19 protein-coding genes are annotated in these 21,906 nt (G+C 67.6%); 7 read left to right on the top strand and 12 right to left on the bottom strand.

What is annotated here, in order from left to right:
* Positions 1 to 53: 53 nt before the first annotated feature.
* Entirely contained in the window at positions 54 to 923 is an 870-nt protein-coding gene (locus ACFVVC_RS08165; RefSeq protein WP_387451089.1) for a sirohydrochlorin chelatase, read from the bottom strand.
* 60 nt (positions 924 to 983) lie between these two features.
* Between ACFVVC_RS08165 and ACFVVC_RS08160 the strand changes: the two genes are divergently transcribed.
* Both ACFVVC_RS08160 and ACFVVC_RS08155 read left to right on the top strand, forming a co-directional pair.
* Positions 984 to 1,637, top strand: coding sequence for a trimeric intracellular cation channel family protein (locus ACFVVC_RS08160; protein WP_018760578.1), 654 nt, complete (start codon positions 984 to 986; stop codon positions 1,635 to 1,637).
* Between the two features lie 50 nt (positions 1,638 to 1,687).
* Positions 1,688 to 2,119 carry a hypothetical protein gene (locus ACFVVC_RS08155; RefSeq protein ID WP_018760579.1) on the top strand — a complete coding sequence of 144 codons (432 nt, stop codon included), beginning with the start codon at positions 1,688 to 1,690 and terminating at the stop codon, positions 2,117 to 2,119.
* 134 nt (positions 2,120 to 2,253) lie between these two features.
* Here ACFVVC_RS08155 and ACFVVC_RS08150 read toward each other — a convergent pair whose 3' ends face one another.
* The 4 genes from ACFVVC_RS08150 to ACFVVC_RS08135 form a co-directional block, all read right to left on the bottom strand.
* Positions 2,254 to 3,075 (bottom strand): DUF559 domain-containing protein, encoded by an 822-nt coding sequence (locus tag ACFVVC_RS08150; RefSeq protein WP_387451085.1) that lies wholly within the window; start codon positions 3,073 to 3,075, stop codon positions 2,254 to 2,256.
* A 396-nt stretch (positions 3,076 to 3,471) separates the two neighbouring features.
* Positions 3,472 to 4,572 carry a polyprenyl synthetase family protein gene (locus tag ACFVVC_RS08145; protein ID WP_387451083.1) on the bottom strand — a complete coding sequence of 367 codons (1,101 nt, stop codon included), beginning with the start codon at positions 4,570 to 4,572 and terminating at the stop codon, positions 3,472 to 3,474.
* Positions 4,569 to 5,900, bottom strand: a complete 1,332-nt coding sequence (locus tag ACFVVC_RS08140; RefSeq protein WP_387451080.1) for a geranylgeranyl reductase family protein — start codon at positions 5,898 to 5,900, stop codon at positions 4,569 to 4,571. The genes ACFVVC_RS08145 and ACFVVC_RS08140 overlap by 4 nt, the downstream gene beginning before the upstream one ends.
* A gap of 3 nt (positions 5,901 to 5,903) precedes the next feature.
* Entirely contained in the window at positions 5,904 to 6,677 is a 774-nt protein-coding gene (locus tag ACFVVC_RS08135; RefSeq protein ID WP_387451078.1) for a demethylmenaquinone methyltransferase, read from the bottom strand.
* 114 nt (positions 6,678 to 6,791) lie between these two features.
* Here ACFVVC_RS08135 and ACFVVC_RS08130 point away from each other — a divergent pair, with 114 nt between their 5' ends.
* The 4 genes from ACFVVC_RS08130 to ACFVVC_RS08115 all read left to right on the top strand — a co-directional run bounded on the left by ACFVVC_RS08130 (position 6,792) and on the right by ACFVVC_RS08115 (position 11,082).
* Positions 6,792 to 8,183, top strand: a complete 1,392-nt coding sequence (locus ACFVVC_RS08130; protein WP_387451075.1) for an isochorismate synthase MenF — start codon at positions 6,792 to 6,794, stop codon at positions 8,181 to 8,183.
* A gap of 177 nt (positions 8,184 to 8,360) precedes the next feature.
* Positions 8,361 to 9,314, top strand: a complete 954-nt coding sequence (locus tag ACFVVC_RS08125; protein ID WP_387451072.1) for an ABC transporter substrate-binding protein — start codon at positions 8,361 to 8,363, stop codon at positions 9,312 to 9,314.
* Between the two features lie 35 nt (positions 9,315 to 9,349).
* Positions 9,350 to 10,309, top strand: a complete 960-nt coding sequence (locus ACFVVC_RS08120) for an amino acid ABC transporter permease (protein ID WP_387451069.1) — start codon at positions 9,350 to 9,352, stop codon at positions 10,307 to 10,309.
* A complete protein-coding gene (locus ACFVVC_RS08115) occupies positions 10,306 to 11,082 on the top strand; it encodes an amino acid ABC transporter ATP-binding protein (protein WP_308930159.1) in 777 nt (258 codons plus the stop codon). The genes ACFVVC_RS08120 and ACFVVC_RS08115 overlap by 4 nt, the downstream gene beginning before the upstream one ends.
* A 121-nt stretch (positions 11,083 to 11,203) precedes the next feature.
* On the opposite strand, the gene menD is transcribed toward ACFVVC_RS08115, so the two are convergent.
* The 7 genes from menD to ACFVVC_RS08080 all read right to left on the bottom strand — a co-directional run bounded on the left by menD (position 11,204) and on the right by ACFVVC_RS08080 (position 20,647).
* A complete protein-coding gene (gene menD / locus ACFVVC_RS08110) occupies positions 11,204 to 12,982 on the bottom strand; it encodes a 2-succinyl-5-enolpyruvyl-6-hydroxy-3-cyclohexene-1-carboxylic-acid synthase (RefSeq protein WP_387451066.1) in 1,779 nt (592 codons plus the stop codon).
* Between the two features lie 178 nt (positions 12,983 to 13,160).
* Positions 13,161 to 15,227 carry a PhoX family protein gene (locus ACFVVC_RS08105; protein WP_387451063.1) on the bottom strand — a complete coding sequence of 689 codons (2,067 nt, stop codon included), beginning with the start codon at positions 15,225 to 15,227 and terminating at the stop codon, positions 13,161 to 13,163.
* 233 nt (positions 15,228 to 15,460) lie between these two features.
* Entirely contained in the window at positions 15,461 to 16,465 is a 1,005-nt protein-coding gene (locus tag ACFVVC_RS08100; protein ID WP_387451060.1) for an o-succinylbenzoate synthase, read from the bottom strand.
* 61 nt (positions 16,466 to 16,526) lie between these two features.
* Positions 16,527 to 17,543 (bottom strand): magnesium/cobalt transporter CorA, encoded by a 1,017-nt coding sequence (gene corA, locus ACFVVC_RS08095; RefSeq protein WP_387451057.1) that lies wholly within the window; start codon positions 17,541 to 17,543, stop codon positions 16,527 to 16,529.
* Positions 17,540 to 18,034, bottom strand: coding sequence for a GbsR/MarR family transcriptional regulator (locus ACFVVC_RS08090; RefSeq protein ID WP_387451054.1), 495 nt, complete (start codon positions 18,032 to 18,034; stop codon positions 17,540 to 17,542). Before ACFVVC_RS08090 ends, corA begins: the two co-directional genes overlap by 4 nt.
* Positions 18,031 to 19,740 carry an ABC transporter permease gene (locus ACFVVC_RS08085; RefSeq protein WP_387451051.1) on the bottom strand — a complete coding sequence of 570 codons (1,710 nt, stop codon included), beginning with the start codon at positions 19,738 to 19,740 and terminating at the stop codon, positions 18,031 to 18,033. Before ACFVVC_RS08085 ends, ACFVVC_RS08090 begins: the two co-directional genes overlap by 4 nt.
* Positions 19,655 to 20,647, bottom strand: coding sequence for an ATP-binding cassette domain-containing protein (locus ACFVVC_RS08080; protein ID WP_387451048.1), 993 nt, complete (start codon positions 20,645 to 20,647; stop codon positions 19,655 to 19,657). Before ACFVVC_RS08080 ends, ACFVVC_RS08085 begins: the two co-directional genes overlap by 86 nt.
* Positions 20,648 to 20,699: 52 nt before the next feature.
* Here ACFVVC_RS08080 and ACFVVC_RS08075 point away from each other — a divergent pair, with 52 nt between their 5' ends.
* Positions 20,700 to 21,878, top strand: coding sequence for an MFS transporter (locus ACFVVC_RS08075; RefSeq protein ID WP_387451046.1), 1,179 nt, complete (start codon positions 20,700 to 20,702; stop codon positions 21,876 to 21,878).
* The last annotated feature ends 28 nt before the right edge of the window (positions 21,879 to 21,906 follow it).

Below are 21,906 nucleotides of genomic sequence, written 5' to 3'. Positions count from 1 at the left end.
CATCGACTGTAGGTCGACCCCGATTTACGTCACAAAGGTCCGGAAATGCTGAGTCACCTAGGGAAATATTTCGTCACGAAACGCCGAACGGCCTTGAAGATGCCACCCTGCTGTGCATCGGCGGCCGCCCCGGACACTCCCGCCTCCGGCGCCGCCGGCGCGGATTCCGGGGCAGGTTCGGAGGGGGTTTCGTGCATCGTGGCGACGGCGGCGTCGTACCTGTCCAGCGCGATTTCCGCGAGCGTCGCGGACGGCAGCAAGGGTTCGGTGACGACGTCGGCCCCGGCCTTCGCGAGCTGGTCGTGGAAGAAGCCCGGCGCCAGCAGGTAGGAGGCAATCACCACCCGGCCACCGACGTCGACCGCTCCCGCGGACTCCCCCGCCCCGGCACCTCCTGCCAGCTCCTCCCGAAGCATGGCCACGGCGTCGGGCACGGAGGGCTTGGCCGAGGCACCATACGCGGCCACGATCCGGTTGGACCGGAGCTCCCGGAGCTGGCCCAGCAGCTCCTCGACGCTGACGGCGGCGTTGGGATTGGACGAGCCCGCGGCGGCAAGGACGACGACGTCGTTGTCCGTGGTGCCCGCCTCACGCAGCCGCTGGTCCAGCAGGGCGGCAAGCCGGGGGTCCGGCCCCAGGGGAGCGGCGGCGGCGCTGCCGGGGCGGCTCTTCACGGCCCGCGCAATGTCCACCTTCACGTGGTACCCAACACTGAGCAGCAGCGGGACCACTACAGCAGGCTCCTCCTCCGGCAGGCCAGCCACAACATCCACGAGGTCCGGCTGCTGGACGTCCACGTAGGCTTCCCGGACCTCCAGCCCGGGGCGCAGTTCCGCAATGGCTGCGCGCAGGGCGTTGACCTCCGCGGCTCCCTGTGTGTTGGACGTCCCATGGGCGCAGGCGATCATGATGGGGCTGTTCATAGGGGCTAGCGTAACGTTGGAGCCGCCCTGTCCGCCCTCTTTGAAATACCGGGACGCCCCATGACATTCGCCTTTGACAACTCCCCGGTATGGCTGGATCTGCTGGGTGTGTTCTTCTTCGCCGTCTCGGGGTCGCTGCTCGCCGCGCGGAAGCAAATCGACATTGTCGGCTCCCTATTGCTGGCCTCGCTGGTGGGCCTTGGCGGCGGGGTCATCCGTGACATCATCATCGCCGTGGTCCCGGCGGCCTTCACCAACCCGGCATACCTGTTCCCGCCGGTCTTCGCGACGGCGCTCGTGTATTTCCTGTTCTCCAGCGTCCAGCGCTACACGTCCCTGCTGGTCCTTTTCGACGCAGCCGGCCTGGCCCTGTTCTGCATGACCGGCACCCTCAAGGCCCTGGCCACCGGGCTGAACCCGGTGGCGTCCGTGCTGCTGGGCGTGACGACGGCGGTGGGCGGCGGCCTGCTGCGGGACATCACCGCCAACGAGGTGCCGGAATTGTTCAATCCCAAGGACATTTACGCGTTGCCGGCGTTCCTGGGCTCGTCCTTGACCGCTGTGCTGTGGGTGCTGGGTGTTTTCAACGTGCTGACGGCGGCGGCGATCGCGGCCCTGGTTTTCACGTTCCGGGTCCTGGCCTGGCGGCGGTCGTGGCAGGCGCCGCTTGCCGTACGCGGGTGGCACCGGCGGGCTGGCGATACAGGGCTGTAGTGGCTGTTCCGTGTCATTTTGGGGGGCCCGGGATTGGCTAGGATATGAGCATGACTGACATGTTCCTCGAGAAGTTCCGCGCGCTAGTTCCGAAGTATCTCGAGGATGAATGGCAGGAAGCAGACGGCCTGACCCCCGAGGAGCTGGACAGCGCCCTCGCCGAGCACCAGTTCGAGATCCCGTTGGTCCTGCGCGAGTTCTACCTGGCCCTGGGCGGCTGCGAGGACCTGATGGAGGCCTACCACTACTTCTGGGACCCCGAAGAGCTCGAAGTCGATGACGAGGGCTTCCTGATGTTCCTCGAAGACGAAGAGGAACAGTTCACCTGGGGATTCCGCGTGGGCGACCTCGGCGTCCCGGACCCCATTGTGTACCGGCGCAACAACGCCCGCGGCCAGTGGAAGTCCGAGGAAGGCACCTTCTCCGAGTTCGTGTTCGACATGTTCGAGTGGGCTTTCGAGGACGACGAAGAGGAAGAGTAGGGGTTTCCCGCTCTTTTGGCCGGGCTGCCCATGGCCGGCCCTCGCTGAATTTCCCCGCCTTTGAGGGGTGTCGACGGCGTGTTCCCCGGTTCTGACCGCGAGTCCCCGGCTTTGCGGCTGAAAGCCGGGGAATTTCAGCGGATTACCCTGCCCCTGAGCACCTGCCATACCTCGGCGAGCAGCTTCTGTGGGTTGTGGACGACGTCCGCGTATCCGTATCGCAGCACCGCATAGCCGTTGAGGGTGCTGGCATTGTTCCGTGAGCGGTCTTTCTTCACCTGTCGCGGCTCCAAGTGGCTGGCACCGTCGATCTCGATGATCAGGAACCCCTCCAGCAGGAAGTCGACGTAGCCGATTCCTGGCAATCCGACCTGGGTCTGGGTATGGATTCCCGCCGCGCGAAAGAGGATGCGGGCCACCACTTCAATTGGCGAGTCCGCGCTGCCGTCGACAAGGTCCAAGACTTTGCGGGCGGCTCCATTCCGGTTTCCCGGCAGCCGTTGACGCAGGTACGGCAACGTCGTCACGCCTTGCCGCACCGCGCTCTCCACCATCACAGCGGCCTCCACCCCGGGCCGGCAACGCAATGCGTGGATGAGGATGTCAGTCGTACTTGCGACCGGCTCCGCCGTACCGTGCGGGACCAGGGACCCGCGGTGCACCACGGCACGCGGCGGCCCCGCGTGCCGGCACAGCAGATGCACCTTCTCCGGCGGGTGCAGCAGCCACAGTCCGTGGTACGGAGCCCCTGAGGCGCAAGTAAGCAGTCCGTTGCCGAGCACAGCAGTCACAAAGTCCTGAGGGGCTGCACGGAGGGCCAGCACTCCGTGCCTGAGGCGGCAGAGTTCACCGGAGGCCGCCGCATTGCGGATGTCCCGGTCGGAGAACCCGGCCTTGAGGATTGTTGCTGTGCGGGCCACGGAACCGGCGTTGCGAAGGAACTGAGAAACATCCATGAGGCCAGCACAGCGGACGGACGCCCTCACCGAGGAGCCTGATTCGCGCTATGTGCGTAACCCGCGGGGCTGAAACTCCCCAAGTTCCGGCGGCCGTCCCGGCGCGCCGCCGCAACATGCCGATGCTGGTCATCCTCCGGCGCTGAAACGCGGGCAGACTCAGCGGAAAAACTTTTTGACACAGGCAGTTACACCGGACTTGCGTATTGTGACAAAGCTGTCATAAGCTATTCACGGATCCGCTAAACGCCTCCGGCGGGTCTGATGCGAACGGAGAGATAGCCCCGGTTCACAGCGGCTTCGGTTGTTGAGGACCGGGGCTATCCCGTTAACGCCAGGCAAAGGAAAAGCCCGGCACCTGCTGGCTGAACCAGAGGCACCGGGCTCCACGAGAGATCAGCTGGCGCGGTCAACCACGGCCAGCGCAAAGTTGGACAGCGACTCCTTGACCACGCCGTCGGGCAGCGGCGCCAGGGCCGCGATGGCTTCGTCGGCCCAGCGGCGTGCCACCACCCAGGACTCGGCCGTGACAGGGTGCTCCCGCAACCCGGCAACAGCGGCGGCAAGGGCTTCGTCCGAGGTCAGGTCGCCGTCAATCAGCGTCAGGAGCTCGACGGCGGACTGGTCGCCATCGGCGGCAGCCTTGCGCAGGAGCAGCACCGGCAGGGTGGGGACCCCTTCGCGGAGGTCCGTTCCGGGTGACTTGCCGGACTTGACCTTGACACCGGTGACATCGATGACGTCGTCGGCCAGCTGGAAGGCCACGCCCACCTTCTCGCCGTATTCCACCAAAATGTCCTCGAATGCCTCGTCGGCGCCGGAGAAGATGGCACCGAACTGGCCCGAAGCCGCCACCAGGGAACCGGTCTTGTCCGCGATCACGGACAGGTAGTGCTCCACCGGGTCCTCATCCGGACGCGGACCCACGGTCTCGTGCAACTGGCCCAGGCACAGGCGCTCAAACGTGCGGGCCTGGATTCCCAGCGCACGCCCACCCAGTTCAGACACCAGGATGGAGGCCCGGGCGAAGATCAGGTCGCCGGTGAGGACCGCCACCGAGTTGCCCCAGACTTCGTGGGCCGTGGGAGCGCCGCGGCGGAACGGAGCGGAGTCCATGACGTCGTCGTGGTACAGGGTGGCCAGGTGGGTCAGTTCAACCACGACGGCGGCCTGCACCACGGCGGGCAGCGATGCGTCGCCGAGGTGGGCGCAGAGCAGGGTCAGCAGCGGCCGGATGCGCTTGCCGCCGGCTTCCACCAGGTGGCGGGACGTGGCATCGGCCAGGGGGTCCGAGTTGGCGATGGCCTCGCGCAGCTTCTTCTCCACCTTGGCCAGGTTGTTGGTGATGGCCGGGCCCAGTTCGTCGTCGCCGGCGATGGCTGCAAAACCGGCAGGCAACTGAAGCCCCGTGGCAATGGCGGTGGTATTGAGGCTGGGTTCGGAGTCCGGCAGGCCGTGCCCGGCGTGCGTCCAGCTGTGGTCTGCGGATTTGGTCACGGGTTAACCCTAACTTTTTGTTGCGGATACCGCTGGTTCGTTGCTGGCGGGGCATTGGATGTGGCCGGAACCAGCGATTCCAGGACGCGGATCACCCGGTCCTCGAAGCCCTTGGCTGACGGGTCCGTGAGGTTGGCCAGAAGCCGGACCACGAACCGCATGAGCACCGGGATGGGCATGCCGGTCCGCAGCGCGAGCTTCATGACGGCGGGCTTGCCGATCAACGCGGCGAAGGCCCGGCCGAGCGTGAAGTGGGAGCCCCACTGGCCGCGCACGTAGTCCGCGTACCGGGACAGGTGCGCATCGGCGTCGTACGTTCCGCCCAAGGCAGCCGAACGGGAGGAGGCGTCGATGATGAACTCGGCCGCAAACCGTGCCGACTCCATCGCGTAGGAGATGCCCTCGCCGTTGAACGGGGACACCATGCCGCCGGCGTCGCCCAGGAGGAGCAGGCCCGGAGAGTAGTGCGGGGTGCGGTTGAAGCCCATGGGCAGCGCGGCCCCGCGGATTTCGCCCACCTGGTTCTCCGGCGTGAAGCCCCACTCTGCGGGCATGCCGGCGGTCCATTCTCGCAGCACCTGCTTGTAGTCCAGCTTGCCGAATTCCTTGGAGGAGTTCAGGATGCCCAGGCCCACGTTGGAGGTGCCGTCACCCACGCCGAACGCCCAGCCGTAGCCGGGCAGCAGTTTGCCGTCGCGGCCGGGGAGCTCCAGCCAGCCTTCCATCCAGTCGTCGTCGGTGCGCGGGGAGGTGAAATAGGTGCGGACGGCAACGCCCAAGGGCCGGTCGTCGCGCTTTTGGATTCCGAGGGACACGGCCGTGCGGGTGGAGTTGCCGTCGGCAGCGAGGACGACGTCGGCCGGAAAGTCACGCGTCTCCCCCGTCCTGCGTCCGTTCCCGTCGAGGAGCGCTGCGCGGACCCCGGTGACGCGGCCGGCGTCGTTCCGGACGGCGTCGGTGACGCTGTGCCGCTCAAGGATGGTGGCACCGGCAGCCTCAGCGTGCCGCGCGAGTTCCTCGTCAAAGCCGAGGCGGGTGCGGATCAGGCCGTACTGCGGGAAGTCGGACACTTCGGGCCAGGGCAACTCGATGGTGCGGCCGCCGGCGATCAGGCGCAGGCCCTTGTTCCTGCGCCAGCCGTCGTTCTCGGGGTGCGGCAGGCCAAGCTTCTGGATTTCGCGGACGGCGCGGGGCGTGAGCCCGTCCCCGCAAACCTTCTCGCGCGGGAACTGCGTTTTTTCCAGGACCGTGACCTCAAGGCCGGCCTTGGCGAGGTAGTACGCGGCGGTGGACCCGGCCGGACCTGCGCCGACAATCAGTACCTTCACAGGTCAGCGGACGATGTTGCGGCGCAGCTTGGCCACCGGGCCTTTGTGCGCGGCGATGGCGGCTGCGGTACCCTCGGGGCCGGCGGCAGGCTTGAAGGCCCGGTGCACCGCCACGATGCCGCCGGTGAGGTTGCGGTAGGTGACCTTTTCCCAGCCGCTGTCCTGCAGCCACGCGGCCAGGTGGTCCTGGTCCGGCCAGGCACGGATGGACTCGGCCAGGTAGACGTAGGCGTCCGGATTTGAGGCCACCTTGACCGCGATGGCCGGCAGGGCGCGCATTAGGTATTCGGTGTACATGGTGCGCCACAGCGGCACCACGGGCTGCGAGAACTCGGCGATGACCAGGCGGCCGCCGGGCTTGGTGACGCGCAGCATCTCGGCCAGCGCCTTCTTGGGCTCGTTCACATTGCGCAGGCCGAAGGAGATGGTGGTGGCATCAAACGTGTTGTCCGCAAAGGGAAGATTGGTGGCGTCACCGGCGATGAAGTCGATGTCCGGGCGGCGGCGCTTGCCCACCTTGAGCATGCCAAGGGAGAAGTCGCAGGCCACCACATCTATGCCGGCGTCGGCATATGGTTCGCTGGAGGTGCCCGTGCCGGCCGCAAGGTCAAGGACGCGCTGGCCCTTGGAGACTTCCATCGCGTCCACCACGATCTTCCGCCAACGGCGGGTCTGTCCCATGGACAGGACATCGTTGACGACGTCGTATTTCGGTGCGACGTCGTCAAACATCGTGGCTACTTCGTCCGGACGCTTATCCAAGGATGCTCGGTTCACCATGACATTGTCTCAAATGTTCGCGGCGGTCCGGACCAGCGGCTCCTTCTCCTTTTTGACCCTTCCTGCACCCGGAGATGGCCCCGGCCTACGCGGGAGTAGTGTTGTCTCATCATGACGAGCACGTTCCGCACCCTGACAGTCCCCCTGGATGGCAAAACATTCCCCGGGGGGCTGCCTTCGTTTCTGGTCAGGGACGACGTCCTGTGCTGGACCCGCCGCGAAGCCGGATTGGCCGGGTTTGGCGAGATTTCGCGCTTCACCGCCACGGGTCCGGACCGGTTCCTGGAGGCGGATATCTGGTGGCGGCACCTGGTCCTGGAGGCGGACGTCTCGGATGCCGTGGAGCTGCCCGGCACCGGCCCGGTGGCGTTCGGATCCTTCGCTTTCTCAAAGACCTCCCGGCACGAGTCGCGGCTGATCGTGCCGGAGATCGTGGTGGGCGTCCGGGACAACCAGGCGTGGCTCACCCAATTGACGTTCGACGACGGCCCGCTCACCGAAGAGACGGCGGCCGCCGCACTGGACCGCTGGCTCAGCAGCAGTTCCCCTGCCGGCGAAGGCACGACGGCCGCTCCGGTCCTGGCCGGGGACGGCACCCTTGATGAGGTGCCCGGCCCAGCCCGCGGCGCCGTCGTGCGTCCCCTCCCCCTTGCCGCCGGCGCAACACTGCATACCGGGTCCCTCAGCGAGGACGCCTGGATGGATGCCGTGGCCGCTGGCGTCGCCGAGATCCGCACCGGAGCGCTGGAGAAGCTGGTGCTGGCGCGGGACGTGGTGGCAACCATTCCTTCCGGCGTACATGCAGCCGATGTACTGCGCGAGCTTTCCGCCAGGTACCGCGAATGCTGGACCTACGGCGTGGATGGCCTGGTGGGCGCCACGCCGGAGATGCTGATCCAGGTGGAAGGGCGCACCGCCCAGGCCCGCGTGCTGGCCGGCACCCTTGACCGGCGGGACGCCCACGGTGAGGATGGCGCGCCGATGGATTACGCAACCCGGGTCCTGGCGGGTTCGGAGAAGCAGCGGCACGAGCATGAGATCGCGATCCAGTCGCTGACCAAGCAGCTTGCACCCTTTTCCGAGGCGATGAATGCCCATGACGAGCCGTTCATCCTGGAGCTGCCCAACGTCTGGCACCTGGCCTCGGACGTCAAGGCGGAGCTCACCGAGGTGGAAGGGCACGTACCCACGTGCCTGGCGCTGATCAACGCACTGCACCCTACGGCGGCCGTCTGCGGGACGCCCACGCTTGTGGCCGGCGAGCTGATCCGCAAGCTGGAGCACCTGGACCGTGGACCGTATGCCGGGCCGGTGGGCTGGCTGGACGCCGCGGGCAACGGAGAATGGGGCATCGCGTTGCGCGGCGCCGTCATTGAGGCTGCGGACACCGTCCGGTTGTATGCCGGGTGCGGAATCGTCGACGGCTCGCTGCCGGAGGCCGAATTGGCTGAAACGTGGGCCAAATTCCGGCCGATGCTGGAGTCCCTGGGCATCAACAGCTAGCGCCGGGCGGCCCACGAGTCTGGGATGACAGACAGGTCCTGCTCTGGAAGGCTTGATTTTGTCCCCCCAACAGTTATCCAATAGTGAAACTTAGTTGCGTGTGACGTACCTCTCTTGTTGAGCGTTACACTATAAGCCGCGTTAGTACCTCATAGCCCCTGCAACAAAAGGTAAGAAATGCAGACTCCCCGTACCCTCCTGGGCACCTCCAAGCTGACCGCTGCCACTATGATCGCCATCAGCGCCCTGGCCCTCTCAGCATGCACGAACGCCTCGGAAACGGGTCCCTCCAGCGCGGCCAGCTCGTCAGGCAGCGCCAGCGCCAGCTTTGATCCCACCACCGTCAAGAAGGACGACTCCCTGGCCGCCATGGTCCCGGACGCCATCAAGTCCAAGGGCACCATCACCGTGGGTTCTGACACCAGCTACGCCCCCGCCGAATTCCTCGGTCCGGACGGCCAGACTCCCGTGGGCTACGACGTGGACATCGCCAAGGCCATCGGCGCCACGCTGGGCCTCAAGGTCCAGGTCCAGACTGCCGAGTTCACCGGCATCCTCCCGGCCCTCGGCCCTAAGTACGATCTGGGCATCTCCTCGTTCACCATCAACCCGGAACGCCTGGGTGCCGTGAACATGGTCAGCTACTTCAACGCCGGCACCGCCTGGGCCGTGCAGAAGGGCAACCCCAAGAAGTTCTCCCTGGACGACGTCTGCGGCAAGTCCATCGGCGTGCAGACCGGCACCGTGCAGGAAGACCCGGACCTTGCCGACCGCAACAAGAAGTGCGCCGCCGACGGCAAGAAGCCCATTGACATCGTCACCCTGAAGAACCAGACGGACGTCACCACGCGCCTGGTCAACGGCAGCATCGACGCCATGGCCGCGGACTCCCCCATCATCGGCTACGCCCTGACCCAGACCAACGGACAGCTGGAGAAGCTGGGCGACGTCTACGACTCAGCTCCGCAGGGCATCGCCGTGGCCAAGGCGGACACCGCCTGGGCCGAGGTCATCCAGAAGGCAGTCGCCAAGCTGATGGCAGACGGCTCCTACAAGAAGATCCTGGAAGGCTGGGGCAACTCCGAGGGCGCCATCACCAAGTCCGAGGTCAACCCGGCGGTTAAGTCTTGAGTTTTCGCGTTACCGACGACAAGTCAGGTGTGCACATGGAACACCATCAACAAGGGGACGCACCGGTACTGAACAAGTCAGTGCCGGTGCGCCACCCCGGCCGGTGGATCAGCGCCGTCATCATCCTCCTCCTGGTGGCCGGGCTCGTGCAGAGCCTGTTCACCAACTCCAACTTCCGCTGGGACGTTGTGGGCACCTACATCCTGGACGTAAAGGTCGTCCAGGGCGTGGGGTGGACCCTGCTGCTGACGGTGGCGTCCATGGTCCTGGCCATCGTCCTGGCCATCCTGCTGGCAGTCATGCGGCAGTCCGATAACCCGGTCTTCCGCTGGTCCAGCTGGGTATGGGTGTGGTTCTTCCGCGGAACTCCGGTCTACACGCAGCTGGTGTTCTGGGGCCTGGTTACGGTCCTCTACCCGGCCTTCACGCTGGGGATCCCGTTTGGTCCCGAACTGTTCAGCTATGCCCTGTCCGATCCCAGCAAGGGCCTGATCCCCGCGATCCTCGGCCTCGGCCTGAACGAGTCGGCCTACCTGGCGGAAATCTTCCGGGCGGGCCTCAAGTCAGTGGACAGGGGCCAGCAGGAAGCCGCCGAGGCGCTTGGCATGTCCAAGGGCAAGATCATGTGGCGGATCATCCTGCCGCAGGCCATGCGGATTATCGTCCCGCCAACCGGCAACGAAACCATCGGCATGCTGAAGACCACCTCGCTGGTCCTGGCGGTCCCGTTCACGCTGGACCTGACCTTCGCCACCAATGCCCTGGCTAACCGCATCTACCTCCCGATTCCGCTGCTGATCGTTGCCGCGTTCTGGTACCTGCTCGTTACCAGCATCCTCATGGTGGGCCAGCACTACCTCGAGGCCTACTACGGCAAGGGCGTGGACAACCTCGCTCCCGCAGCCGTGAATCCGGCCGCCGCCAAGGCTGCCGGTGCGGGTGCCGACGCCCAGCGGTCGATGAAGACGGACTTCCCCGAGGAGAGTGCACGATGACGGTCACAGCAGAAAAACCGCTGGTTAAGATCGAGGGCCTGCACAAGTTCTACGGGCCCCACCATGTCCTCCGGGGCATCGACATGACGGTGCAGCAGGGCGAAGTGTCGGTGGTGATCGGGCCTTCGGGTTCGGGCAAGTCCACCATGCTGCGCTGCGTGAACCTGTTGGAATCCATCAGCGCCGGTCGGATCTCCGTGGGCGGACAGCTGATTGGCTACCGCGAGGTCAACGGCAAGCTCCACGACCTCAAGACCAAGGAAATCGCCGCCCAGCGCCGCGAAATCGGCATGGTGTTCCAGCGGTTCAACCTGTTCCCGCACAAGACCGCGCTGCAGAACGTGATGGAAGCACCGGTCCACGTCAAGGGTCAGTCCAAGGCTGCCGCCCAGAAGCGTGCGCTGGAGCTGCTGGACCGGGTGGGCCTCGGCGACCGCGCCGGCCACTACCCGTCCCAGCTCTCGGGCGGCCAGCAGCAGCGCGTTGCCATCGCCCGGGCCCTGGCAATGGACCCGGAACTCATGCTCTTCGACGAGCCCACCTCGGCGCTTGACCCGGAGCTGGTGGGCGATGTCCTGAACGTCATGAAGGACCTGGCAAAGTCGGGCATGACCATGATCGTGGTGACCCACGAGATCGGCTTTGCCCGCGAAGTGGGCGACACCCTGACCTTCATGGATGGCGGTGTGGTGGTGGAATCGGGCGATCCCCGGGAAATCATCGCCAACCCGCAGCACGCCCGGACCAAGGAGTTCCTGGGCCGCGTGCTCTGACGCTCCTGCATTTTCGCGATCCAGATTCCCTGGCGCTGCCGTTATTCCGGCAGCGCCAGGGAATTTTTGCGTCGCGGGCTGGTTCAGACGTCGAAAGGCATACCAACGTGACGGGCGGCGCCTACCGGCCCGCCAGCACCCCTGCTACTGCGGCGGACACGGCGTCCTTGATGCGGGCATGAAGCTGCCTGAGCTGCCGGCGGTCCGTGCGGACTTCCACGATGCTGCGCCCCTGCACGGGCTGGGCGAGCGCTTCGGCGAGTCCCGCCGTCGTACTGACCAATGAATGCCCGACGCCGTACGCCTTGGCGAGTGCCGCGATGTCCACGGAGTGCGGGGTGCCAAAGAGGCGCTCGACGGCGTCCCCGTAGCGTCCGGTTTCCTCCACTCCCCCGTGCTCCAGCAGGCTGAAGATGGCGCCGCCGGAATCGTTCAGGACCACGATCCGCAGGTCCGGCTGTTCCTCCCCCGCACCGAGGAGGAGGCCGCCGGCGTCGTGCAGGAACGTCACGTCGCCCAGCAGGACGGTGGTTTCCTGCCGGCCGCCCAGCGCGATGCCGGTGGCCGTGGAAATGGTGCCGTCGATCCCGGCCAGGCCCCGGTTGGCGTAGACGGTGGCGGCGGGATCCGGTGCCGGCAAACCGGCGAGGTCAACGTCCCGGATGCCGTTGGAGGATCCGAGCAGCAGTTGGCCGCGGGCGTTCCTCCACACCAGGGACGCGACGGACGGGCCGGTGGCGGCAGCCTCGTCGGAGACCACGTGGTCCAGCGCGTGCTGGGCGGCCGACCCGGCGAGGAGCCAGGTATCCAGCCAGGCGGAGGTCCCGCGGCCGGCGAATTCGGCCAGGTCCGCGAGGTTTTCCAGCGGCAGTTCGGTGCGGCGCCCGGGTTCGTACCAGGCCACAGGAACCGGCTGGTACAGGGCTGACTCAATGTCCGCGCGGGCAAGAAGCGAGGCTACGGGGCGGGAGAGCGTAGGCCGGCCGAACAGCACCACCCGCTCGATGGGCTGGATCGAGCCGGGCCCGAAGTGCTCCAGCAGCAGCCGGTAGGGGCCCAGCGCGTTGGGTCCGAACCTGGCGTTGGAGGAGGGCTCAGCCAGGAGGGGGAGGTTGTGGGCGCGGGCGAATGCTTCGGCGACGGGGCCGGCGTCGTGCCCGGCGAGCACCACGGTCCGCCGCTCGGGCAGCTCCTCCGGGGCGGGCGGCAGGTTCATGACCAGCGGCTCGAAGCCCACCCGGTAGCGTTGCCTCTCCACCGCCTCGGGCAACCCCTCCTGTGGTGACGGAACCAGCGGGTCCCGGAACGCGAGGTTGAGCTGGACCGGCCCCGGCGGCAGGTCCGGGAACGCCCCGGTGGCCGCTGACAACCCGGTTTCCACGGCGCGCTGCGGGCTGGTCCCGGCGGGAATGTCGGCGGCGAACCGGACCTGCTCGCCGAACAGGTCCGGCTGGACGGTGGTTTGGTTGGCGCCGGTCCCGCGCAGTTCCTCCGGGCGGTCCGCCGACAGGACGATCAGCGGCACGGCAGCGTGGTTTGCCTCCATCACGGCCGGCATCAGGTTCCCGACGGCGGTCCCGGACGTGGTGAGGACGGCCGCCGGCGTGCCGGTGGCGAGGGCAAGGCCCAGGGCCGTGAAGCCGGCAGACCGCTCGTCGATCCGCACCAGGAGGTCCACCCGGCCAGCCACGGACGCCTCTGCCAGGGCATAAGCCATGGGGGCCGACCGGGAACCTGGCGACACCACCACGTGCCGCACGCCGCCGTCGAGCAGGACGTCAACGGCGATCCGTGCCGCAGCAAGCGCGCTCAACCCGGGTGCGCCGCCGGCCGGTGCGGTGGCGTTCCCGGGAGCGGTTTCGGCGGAGGTGTCCGGGGCAGGTTCGTTCGGCAAAGTCACCCAACCAGTCTGCCACCCTCCAACCCCCGCTCACCTATTACAGCAAATCCCCCAACGCCCGCTCACCTATGACAGCTCAAAAGGAAACGCCCGCTCACCTTCTACGCCCAGGAAGGGCTAAAGGTGAGCGGGCGTCCCCAGAAAACCCGTCAAAAGTGAGCGGGCGTTGGGAAGGAGGTTAGCCGCGGAACACCTGGACCACTGCGGGACGGGGCGCGCGCACCTGGCCGGGAGCCGGCGTCGTACCTGCCGGGACGTAATCCGGGAAGAAGGAGTGCGGCGCCTCGAAGGTGCCTTCCTCGCCCGGGTGCTGCACGGAGACGAACACGGTGCGCTCGTCGTCGTGGATGACCGGTCCGCAGGTCTCGGCGTCGCGCGGAACCGAAAGGAACTGCTCCACCTTGCCCCGCTCTGCACCGTCCAGGGTGACCTTGAAGAGGCCATCGTTGTAGCCGATGCCGGAGGGGGCGCCGTCTGTGGAGATCCAGAGGTTGCCCACGGTGTCGAAGGCCACGTTGTCCGGGCAGGAGATGGGCGAGACCTTGTCCACCGGGTAGCCGGAGAAGTAGGTCACGTCGCCCTGGGCGGGATCGCCGCAGACCATCAGGAGGGTCCAGTTGAACCTGGTGGAGGTCTGGTCCCCGGATTCGGTGATTTCCACGATGTGCCCGTCGCGGTTCTGGGTGCGCGGATTGACCTCCGTGGCGCCTTCCTTGGTACCGGTGCCGCGGTCCGAGTTGTTGGTGCAGACCACGTAGACCTTGCCGGTGTGCAGGCTGGGCTGGACATCCTCGCAACGGTCCATCTTGGTGGGTCCCACTTTGTCCGCGGCCAGGCGGGTGTAGACCAGGACCTCCTCGACGGACATGCCGGGGACGGCGGACTTGCCGCCGACCACCAGGGGCAGCCATTCGCCGGTGCCGTCGAACGCGCCGTCGGAGGGAAGCGCTCCGTTGCCGGTGATCTCCGACGCGGGAGAGTTGCCGGTGAACTTGGCGACGTACAGGTCGCCCGCGGAGAGCAGGTCCATGTTGTGCCTGCGGTCGCCCTCACGGTATTTCTCTGCCGAGACGAACTTGTAGAGGTAGTCGAACTTCTCGTCGTCGCCCATATACGCCACCACGTGACCGGATTCGGCCACGATCACATTGGCGCCCTCGTGCTTAAAGCGGCCCATCGCGGAGCGCTTCTTGGGTGTGGAGGTGGGATCGAACGGGTCGACTTCGACGATCCAGCCGAACCGGTTGGTTTCGTTTTCGTAGCCGGCGTTGCGGGTGTCGAAGCGGGGGTCGTCCAGCTCCCACTTGCGCGCGGTGGGCTTGGCCGTGAGGCCGTAGCGCTTGTCGCTGGCGGAGGTGCCGCCGGCCACGAAGTAGCCGTTGAAGTTTTCCTCGCCGGAGAGGATGGTGCCCCAGGGCGTGGTGCCGCCGGAGCAGTTGCCGAACGTGCCCTTGATGGCACGCCCGGAGGGGTCGGCGACGGTCTTGACCAGGGGCGAGCCGGCAACCGGGCCGGTCAGTTCGTAGGTGGTGTCGGAGAGGTAGCGGCGGTTCAGCGGCGCGCCCTTAACGTAGGACCACGGCTTGGTGGTGTTCTTGCGCTCCAGTTCCACCACGGCAAGGCCATGGGCGGCGCGTCCGATGGCACGGGTTTCCTTGGCGTCGTAGCCGGCGGGGACCATGATGTTTTCGTTGGTGTATTCGTGGTTGGTGAACAGCACCGCGCGGCGGCCCTTACTGTCCGGGATCTCCACGATGTCCGTGTAGTCGTTGTTGTAGCCAAACTGCCGCGCCTGTGCTGCCGCGGTCTGGTTGTTCAGGTCGAAGTCCGGCGAATCGTTGAACAGCGGGTCACCCCAGCGGATGACGGGCTGCCAGGTGAATCCGTCCGGGACGGTAAAGGCATCTACGGCCCTGTCCACCGGCTTGATAGCGGTGAATTGCAGCTTGGACTGGCCGAAGCCTTCCTTGGCGGCCTTGGACAGGCCGGCGGCTGAGGCGGGTTCGGCGGAGGAGACGGCGGAACCGAGGGCGACGGCGAGCGCACCGGCGGCGCCCAGGCCCAGGGCGGCGCGGCGGGACAGGGTGGCGGAGGCAATGTCGCGGAAGTAGCTGTTGGAGCTGGTGTTGCAGACCTCGCCGGCGCAGGCGTTGTCGCATTTGAGTGCACATGTGACCGGGCTGCGCTTGCCCTTCGTATGGCCGAGCATGGGCAGCAGGGTGAACTTGCGGGCAGTTTCAGACATGGGGAACCTTTCGAAGGAATGTCTTTGGGGTGCCCGCTCACCCTTCCAGCCCGTTCGTACAGGAAACCGTCCATTCGATGAAGTTATGGTTAACCGCCCGTGACCTGCAGGAACGTTGGCAAAAGTGAGTGCGCGTTCCAGGAAGAACCGCCAAAAGTGAGCGGGCGTTCCAGAAAGAACCGCCAAAAGTGAGCGGGCGTTTCAGATAGAACCGCCAAAAGTGAGCGCGCGTGTCAGGAGGGGGTGAGGAGGGCGTGCACGCGGCGGACGCGGTCCAGCCACCACTCCCTGCGTTCGGCCGGAGCCGCGAACCGCTCCAGCAGCCCGGCGTCGGGAACGGCATCGCGGAGGCCGATCGCGCCGTCGTCGGCCACCAAGGGGTCCACCGTGATGTCCGATTCGAACAGCGACACCGTGCCCAGGCCGCAGGCGTAGGGCAGTTCCGGCAGGGCGGCGGCCAAGGCCAGGCCTGCGCGGATCCCCACCGAGGTGTCCAGCGCGGAGCTGACGACGGCGGGAAGTCCCGCCTGTGCCACGATGTCCAGGGCGCGCCGCACTCCCCCCAGCGGGGCCACTTTGACGACGATCAGGTCCGCCGCACCGGCCCTGGCGACGCGCAGGGGGTCCGTTTCCTTGCGCACGCTCTCGTCAGCCGCGATAAGCACCGGAGTGCCGGCGTCCCGCAGCCGGGAGCGGACCTCGGCCAACCCCTCGATGCTGGGTACCGGCTGCTCGGCGTACTCCAGGCCCACGTGAGCCAGCCGGGTCAGGGCCTCCACCGCCGCGGGCACGTCCCAGCCGCCGTTGGCGTCCACCCGGATGGCAGCCTCGGGCAGGGCCGCCCGGACGGCACGAAGCCGGGCGGCGTCGTCGTCCAAGGACTGTCCGCGCTCGGCAACCTTGACCTTGACGGCGTCCACCCGGCCGAACCGGGCCAGGGCCTCCGGCACCCGGTCCGCGGGCACGGCAGGCACGGTGGCGTTGACCGGCACGGACGCGCGCAGCGGCGCCGGAAAGCCCTGCCAGCCCGCTTCAATGGCGGCGGCCAGCCAGCGGGATGCCTCGGCGTCGCCGTATTCCGGGAACGGGCAGAACTCGCCCCACCCGGCCGGCCCGCGGAGCAGCAGTGACTCGCGTTCCATGATGCCGCGGAACTTCACCCGCATGGGCAGGCTGACCACGTGCGCTCCCGCGAGGAGTTCGTCCAGCGGGGGTATCGGGGCATCGCGGCGGGGCATGCGTTTCACTGTACCGGCGCCGGAGTCCTCCCGGATCTGCGCCACCGGCGGTGTGGAAAACCTAGATCCACTTGTTGTGCTTGAACGCGAGGTACAGGATGAGCCCGAGGAGCAGCATCAGTCCGATCGCGTACGGGTAGCCGTAGTCCCACTCGAGCTCGGGCATGATGCGGAAGTTCATCCCGTAGATGGATGCCACGAGCGTGGGGGCGAACAAGATGGCAGCCCAGGAGGAGATCCGCTTGACTTCCTCGTTTTGTGCGTAGCTGGAAACGGTCAGGTTCTTCATTTCGTCGTTTTGCCGCTGGGCCACAAGGGCGGCGTTGACCGCGAGCGCGTTCTGCAGCAGGGCCCGGAACGCCGCCACGCGTTCGTTGAGCCGGAGCACATGGTCCAGGACGTCCCGGTAGTGGTCCCGGAGTTCCGATGCCTGTTCGCGGTCCGGGGTTCCGGACATCAGGGCCTGCAGGATCCCGGCCAGCGGACTGGTGGCACGCTGGAACATGATGACCTGGCGGGACAATTCGTAGATGCGGCGGGATACGTCCGGGTCCGCGCCGAAGAGGTCGTTTTCGATCTCGTCGATGTCGTTTTCCAGCCCGGCGGCGACGGGTTCGTATTCGTCCACCACCTGGTCCAGGATGCCGTACAGCACCGCGTCCGGCCCGAGGGCCAGGAATTCCGGCATGGACTCCATCCGCCGCCTGACCCGGGCCAGGTCCGGGGACTCGGCGTGCCGGACGGTGACGACGTACTCTTCGCCGACAAAGACATGGATCTCGCCAAAGTCGACCTTCTCGACGTCGTCACGGTACCTGGCGGGCCGAAGCACCAGGAACAGGCACTCGCCGTAGTGTTCCAGCTTGGCGCGCTGATGGCCGGCGAGTGCGTCCTCCACGGCCAGGTGGTTGAGGTCGAATTCCTCGCCGACGGACTCCAGTTCCGCGGGATCCGGCCGGTAGAGCCCGATCCACGCCATCCCCTCGCGTTGCCGCAGCAGGAAATAGGTCTCGTCCAGGTCCTCCGGGTCCTCGGTCCGGACTCCATTGACGTACACCGCGTTGTCGATGATGGTCATGGCTGTGCCTCCCGCTCCTTTTCCCAGTCGTCCAGCAAGGCCGGCATCCTCGCTTTGAGGAAGCGGTAGAAGCGGGCCATCTCGGCCACCCGGGCCCGTGCCGCCGAGCCTTCCGGCAGGGCCTCGGCGGTGGCGTCCGTCAGGTCGGCGAGCTTCTCGTAGATGGGACTGTTCCGCATGGACACCACGTACCATTCGTCGTCGTGCAGTGCGTAGAGGTCGCGGCGGCTGCCTGGCTGCGATACCCGGTGCACGAAGCCGACGGTCTGCAGGTAGCGCACCGCCCCGGACACGGCGGCGGCGCTGGCCCCCAGCCGTTCCGCGAGCTCGGCAGCCGTAAGGCTCCCCTGCTCGGATGCCACCAGGGCCAGCAGCGTCCTGGCGGGCATCTTGGGAAACCCGGCGGCGGCGAACGCGGCAGCCGTCCTTTCGGCAGCGGCAGCTGCCAGCCCGGCGTCCCGGGCGGCAACCACCTCCGTCCCGGTGCTCATGCCGCCCCCACCTCCCGCCGCCGCATCGCCGCAACGGCCAGCGCGCCGGCGACGACGGCGATGGCCAGCATCCACCACGCCCCGCTCCAGTCGGTTGCGTTCCCGTGCGGGACCGGCGTGTGGGTAAACGGGGAGAGGTCGCGGACGCTTTGGTCCAGGCCCAGCATGCCGCCGAAGATCCCCAGGAACACCCCGAGCCCCAGCAAGGCCCAGCCAACGCCGATGGTAGCGGCGGGCCACAGGACGAACACCAAGGCGGGCACGGCGAGGTAGATCAGCGCCGCCGGCAGCTGCGCCACGGCGGTTTGCCAGAGCGCATCGGCGGGCATGGCCTGGTCGCCGGACCCCGTCAACGTGATCCACGTGCCCACCGCCGTCAGGCCAATCACCAGTACCACTGCCGTGGCACCGAGCACCAGGTAGCCGGCCAGCCAGCGCGTCCGCCCCACAGGAGCGGCTAGCAGCAGTTCAGCGGTCCCGGCGGCTTCTTCCTGCCTCAGCCTGATCACGGCCTGCAGCGCGCAGGCAGCGGCCAGGATCCCTGCCATCGAGAACAGGACCGAGACCATCAACTGGGTCAGGGAGGTGCCCTGCGACTGGAGGATCGACCTCAGGACGGCGGTGATATTGGTGTCCGGCGTGTCGACGGCGGCAATAGCCTTTCCCAGTGACCCCGCCAGCAGGCCGAGGGCCAGGCCACCGAGTGCCCAGCCGATGATCGAGTTGGCTTGGAGGCGCAGGGCGAGGGCCGCAGGGCTGCGCAGACCCGGCCGGGCGGTGAGGCGTCCGGGGCGGGCACCCCATACACTGGCGCCGCTGTCCCGGGTGCCCAGGATGACCCACGCGGCCCCCAGGCAGGCGGCGCCGAGCCCCAGCGGCAGCAGCAACGGCCAGGCCCGGTTGCCGGAGAAGGGGAACGTCTGCTGGCCCCACCCGATGGGCGAGAACCAGCTGGCGGCGCCTTCGGTCATGGACGTTCCGTCAGCGTGCGGGGTTCCGGTGGCGTCGCCGATCCCGCGCAGCACGTACGCCAGGACAACCAGGGCGGAGGAAACGCCGTTGGCGCCGCGCGAGGTGCTCATGAACTGGGCCACCAGGATGCCCATGCCAAGGAAGGCAAGGCCGACGGCGCCCGTGGCGGCGCCCGCGACCAGGCACCCTTGCAGGTCCAGGCCCTGGGCGGCAAGGCCGGCGCAGACGGCAACCGCCACCAGGACATTGGCTGCCGCACCATGCAGGAGGGTGGCAACCGTGGGCAACAGCCGCCCCGCGGGCGTGGCGGCCACCAGCTCGGCGCCCCCGGTTTCCTCGTCGGCACGGGTATGGCGAACGGCCAGGAAGGTGCTCATCAGTCCGGCCAGCAGGGCCAGGAAGGCGTAGACCAGGAAGAACGTGAAGGCGCCCTGGTCAGCGCCGCGGGGCAGGCCGCGCAGCATCAGGATGGCGGGGGTGGCGATCGCCACCTGCAGGATTTCGGCACGGCTGGCGGCGTTGCCGTAGGTCTGGGTCACGGCGGAGGCGGCGAACAGGGCGAAGGCGCCAATTCCCAGGATCCAGCTCAGCAGTTGCCAGCGGTCACGGCGCAGCCGCTGGCCCCAGAGGATCATGAGGACGGCCATGTCAGCCACGTCCCCGGGCGCCCAGCAGGTGCCGGCGTGCGCCGTGCCGGTGGTCCCCGTCGGCGTCCCGTGCCTCGGATTCGGCACCTGCCGCAGTGTCGCCGTAGTGCCGCAGGAACAGTTCCTCAAGCGAGGGCGGCGTGATGGTCAGCCCCTGCACTGACAGGGCGCCCAGGGCGGGCAGCACCTCCGCCACCCGGTCCGATTCCGCGCTGAACTTGACCCGGCCGGCGTCGAACGTCAGGTCATGCACGGCACCCAGCCGTGCCAGGGAGGCCGTGTCCAGGCCGTCCGCGGCGAACGAAATCTCGGTCCTGGTCAGGTGGCGCAGGGAGTCCAGCGTGCCGCCGTCCACAATCCGGCCGGCGCGGATGATGCTCACCCGGTGGCACAAGACCTCCACCTCGGTCAGGATGTGGCTGGAGAGGAGCACGGTGCCGCCGCGCCCGACGACATCTAGCAGTTCCCTGCGGAAGACCGCCTCCATGAGCGGGTCGAGGCCGCTGGTGGGCTCGTCGAGGAGGTAGAGCTCGGCGTCCGTGGCGAGGGCGGCGATCAGGGCCACCTTCTGCCGGTTGCCCTTGGAGTAGGCGCGCCCTTTCTTGACCGGATCAAAGTCGAAGGCCTCGCACAGCCGGTCCTTGCTGCGGCGGTACCCGGCGCCATCCGCCGTCCCGCCACGGAGCCGGGAGAGCAGATCGATGGTTTCGCCGCCGGAAAGGTTGGGCCACAGCCTGACATCGCCCGGGACGTAGGCCAGGCGCCGGTGGAGTTCAACAGCCTGGGTCCACGGGTCCATGCCAAGGACGGTGGCGGAACCGGATGTTGCCTTGGCCAGGCCCAGCAGGATGCGCAGGGTGGTGGACTTCCCGGCGCCGTTGGGCCCCAGGAAGCCGTGGATCTCCCCTGCCGTGACGTCGAGGTCCAGCCCGTCCAGCGCCCGGACCCTGCCGAAGTTCTTATGCAAGCCCACAGTTTGGATGACAGTGTTCATGGATTAATCTTCGGAGTTTTCACAAGTTTGTGAAGGTACTAAAGTCCCAATCATGAGCACTGAAGGCCAGGCCGCCCGCTCGTCCTCGGCGCCACTGTATGCAGCGGGGTTCGTCACAGCCTTCGGCGCCCACAGCATCGCTGCCGGGCTGGGCTCGCAAAGTGGAAACATCGGCCTGACGCTGCTGAACCTCGGAGTCCTCCTGGCCTTGTACGACGTTGCCGAGGTGTTCCTCAAACCCGTCTTCGGTGCGCTCAGCGACCGGATCGGTACCAAGCCCGTCGTCGTGGGCGGCCTGCTGGCCTTCGCCGCGCTGTCGCTGATCGGACTTGGCGCGGCCGATCCCGTGGTCCTTGCCCTGGCCCGGCTGGGACAGGGTGCTGCTGCGTCGGCCTTCTCACCGGCGTCGTCCGCGATGGTGGCCAGGATGGCCCGCGGCGGCAAGGCCGGCACCTACTTTGGCCGGTACGGCTCTTGGAAGAGCCTCGGCTACATCATCGGCCCGCCGCTGGGCGCGGGGCTGATCCTGGCGGGCGGTTTTCCGCTGCTGTTCGGCGCCCTGTCTGTCCTGGCCGCGGTCACGGCGCTGTGGGTGCTGGCGTCCGTCCCGCATTTGCCGCCGCTGCCCCGGAAGCGGTACACGGTGATGGACCTGGCCCGGCAGATTGGCGAGCGTCGATTCCTGGTCCCCACGCTGGTGCTGGCCGCGTCCACCGGCGCGCTGGGTGCCGCCGTCGGCTTCCTTCCGGCGCTGGCCGCCCGCCACGGCATGGACGCCTTCGCCGGCACGGCCGCGGTGAGCGTGGTGGCGCTCGGCTCGGTGCTGACCCAGCCCTGGATCGGCAGGCTGCGCGACCGGAACGCGGTCACAGACAACAGGGGCACCACCGCCGGGCTGCTGCTGATTGCCGCGGGCATCGCCCTGGTTGCGGCGGCCCCGGGCGTGGTGACCGTTTTCGTGGCCGCGGCGTGCATCGGGGCAGGGATCGGCGCCGCCACGCCCCTGGGCTTCGCGCACCTGGCGGACACCACGCCGCCCGAGCGGATGGGCAGGACCATGGGCTCGGCCGAACTCGGCCGCGAACTCGGTGATGCCGGCGGTCCCCTCCTGGTGGGCGGCATCGCCACGGCCACCGCGCTGCCGTTCGGCCTGGGCGTCCTCGCAGTGCTGGTGGCGGCGGCGAGCATTCCCCGGCTCGACCCCGTCACGCCGGATGCCACCGGCCCCTGAGCAGCCGTCCAGCTTTTTGTGTCACCCT

This window comes from Pseudarthrobacter sp. NPDC058196, assembly GCF_042882685.1.
Taxonomy (GTDB): domain Bacteria; phylum Actinomycetota; class Actinomycetes; order Actinomycetales; family Micrococcaceae; genus Arthrobacter.
This window is presented reverse-complemented; position numbering and strand designations above follow the sequence as displayed.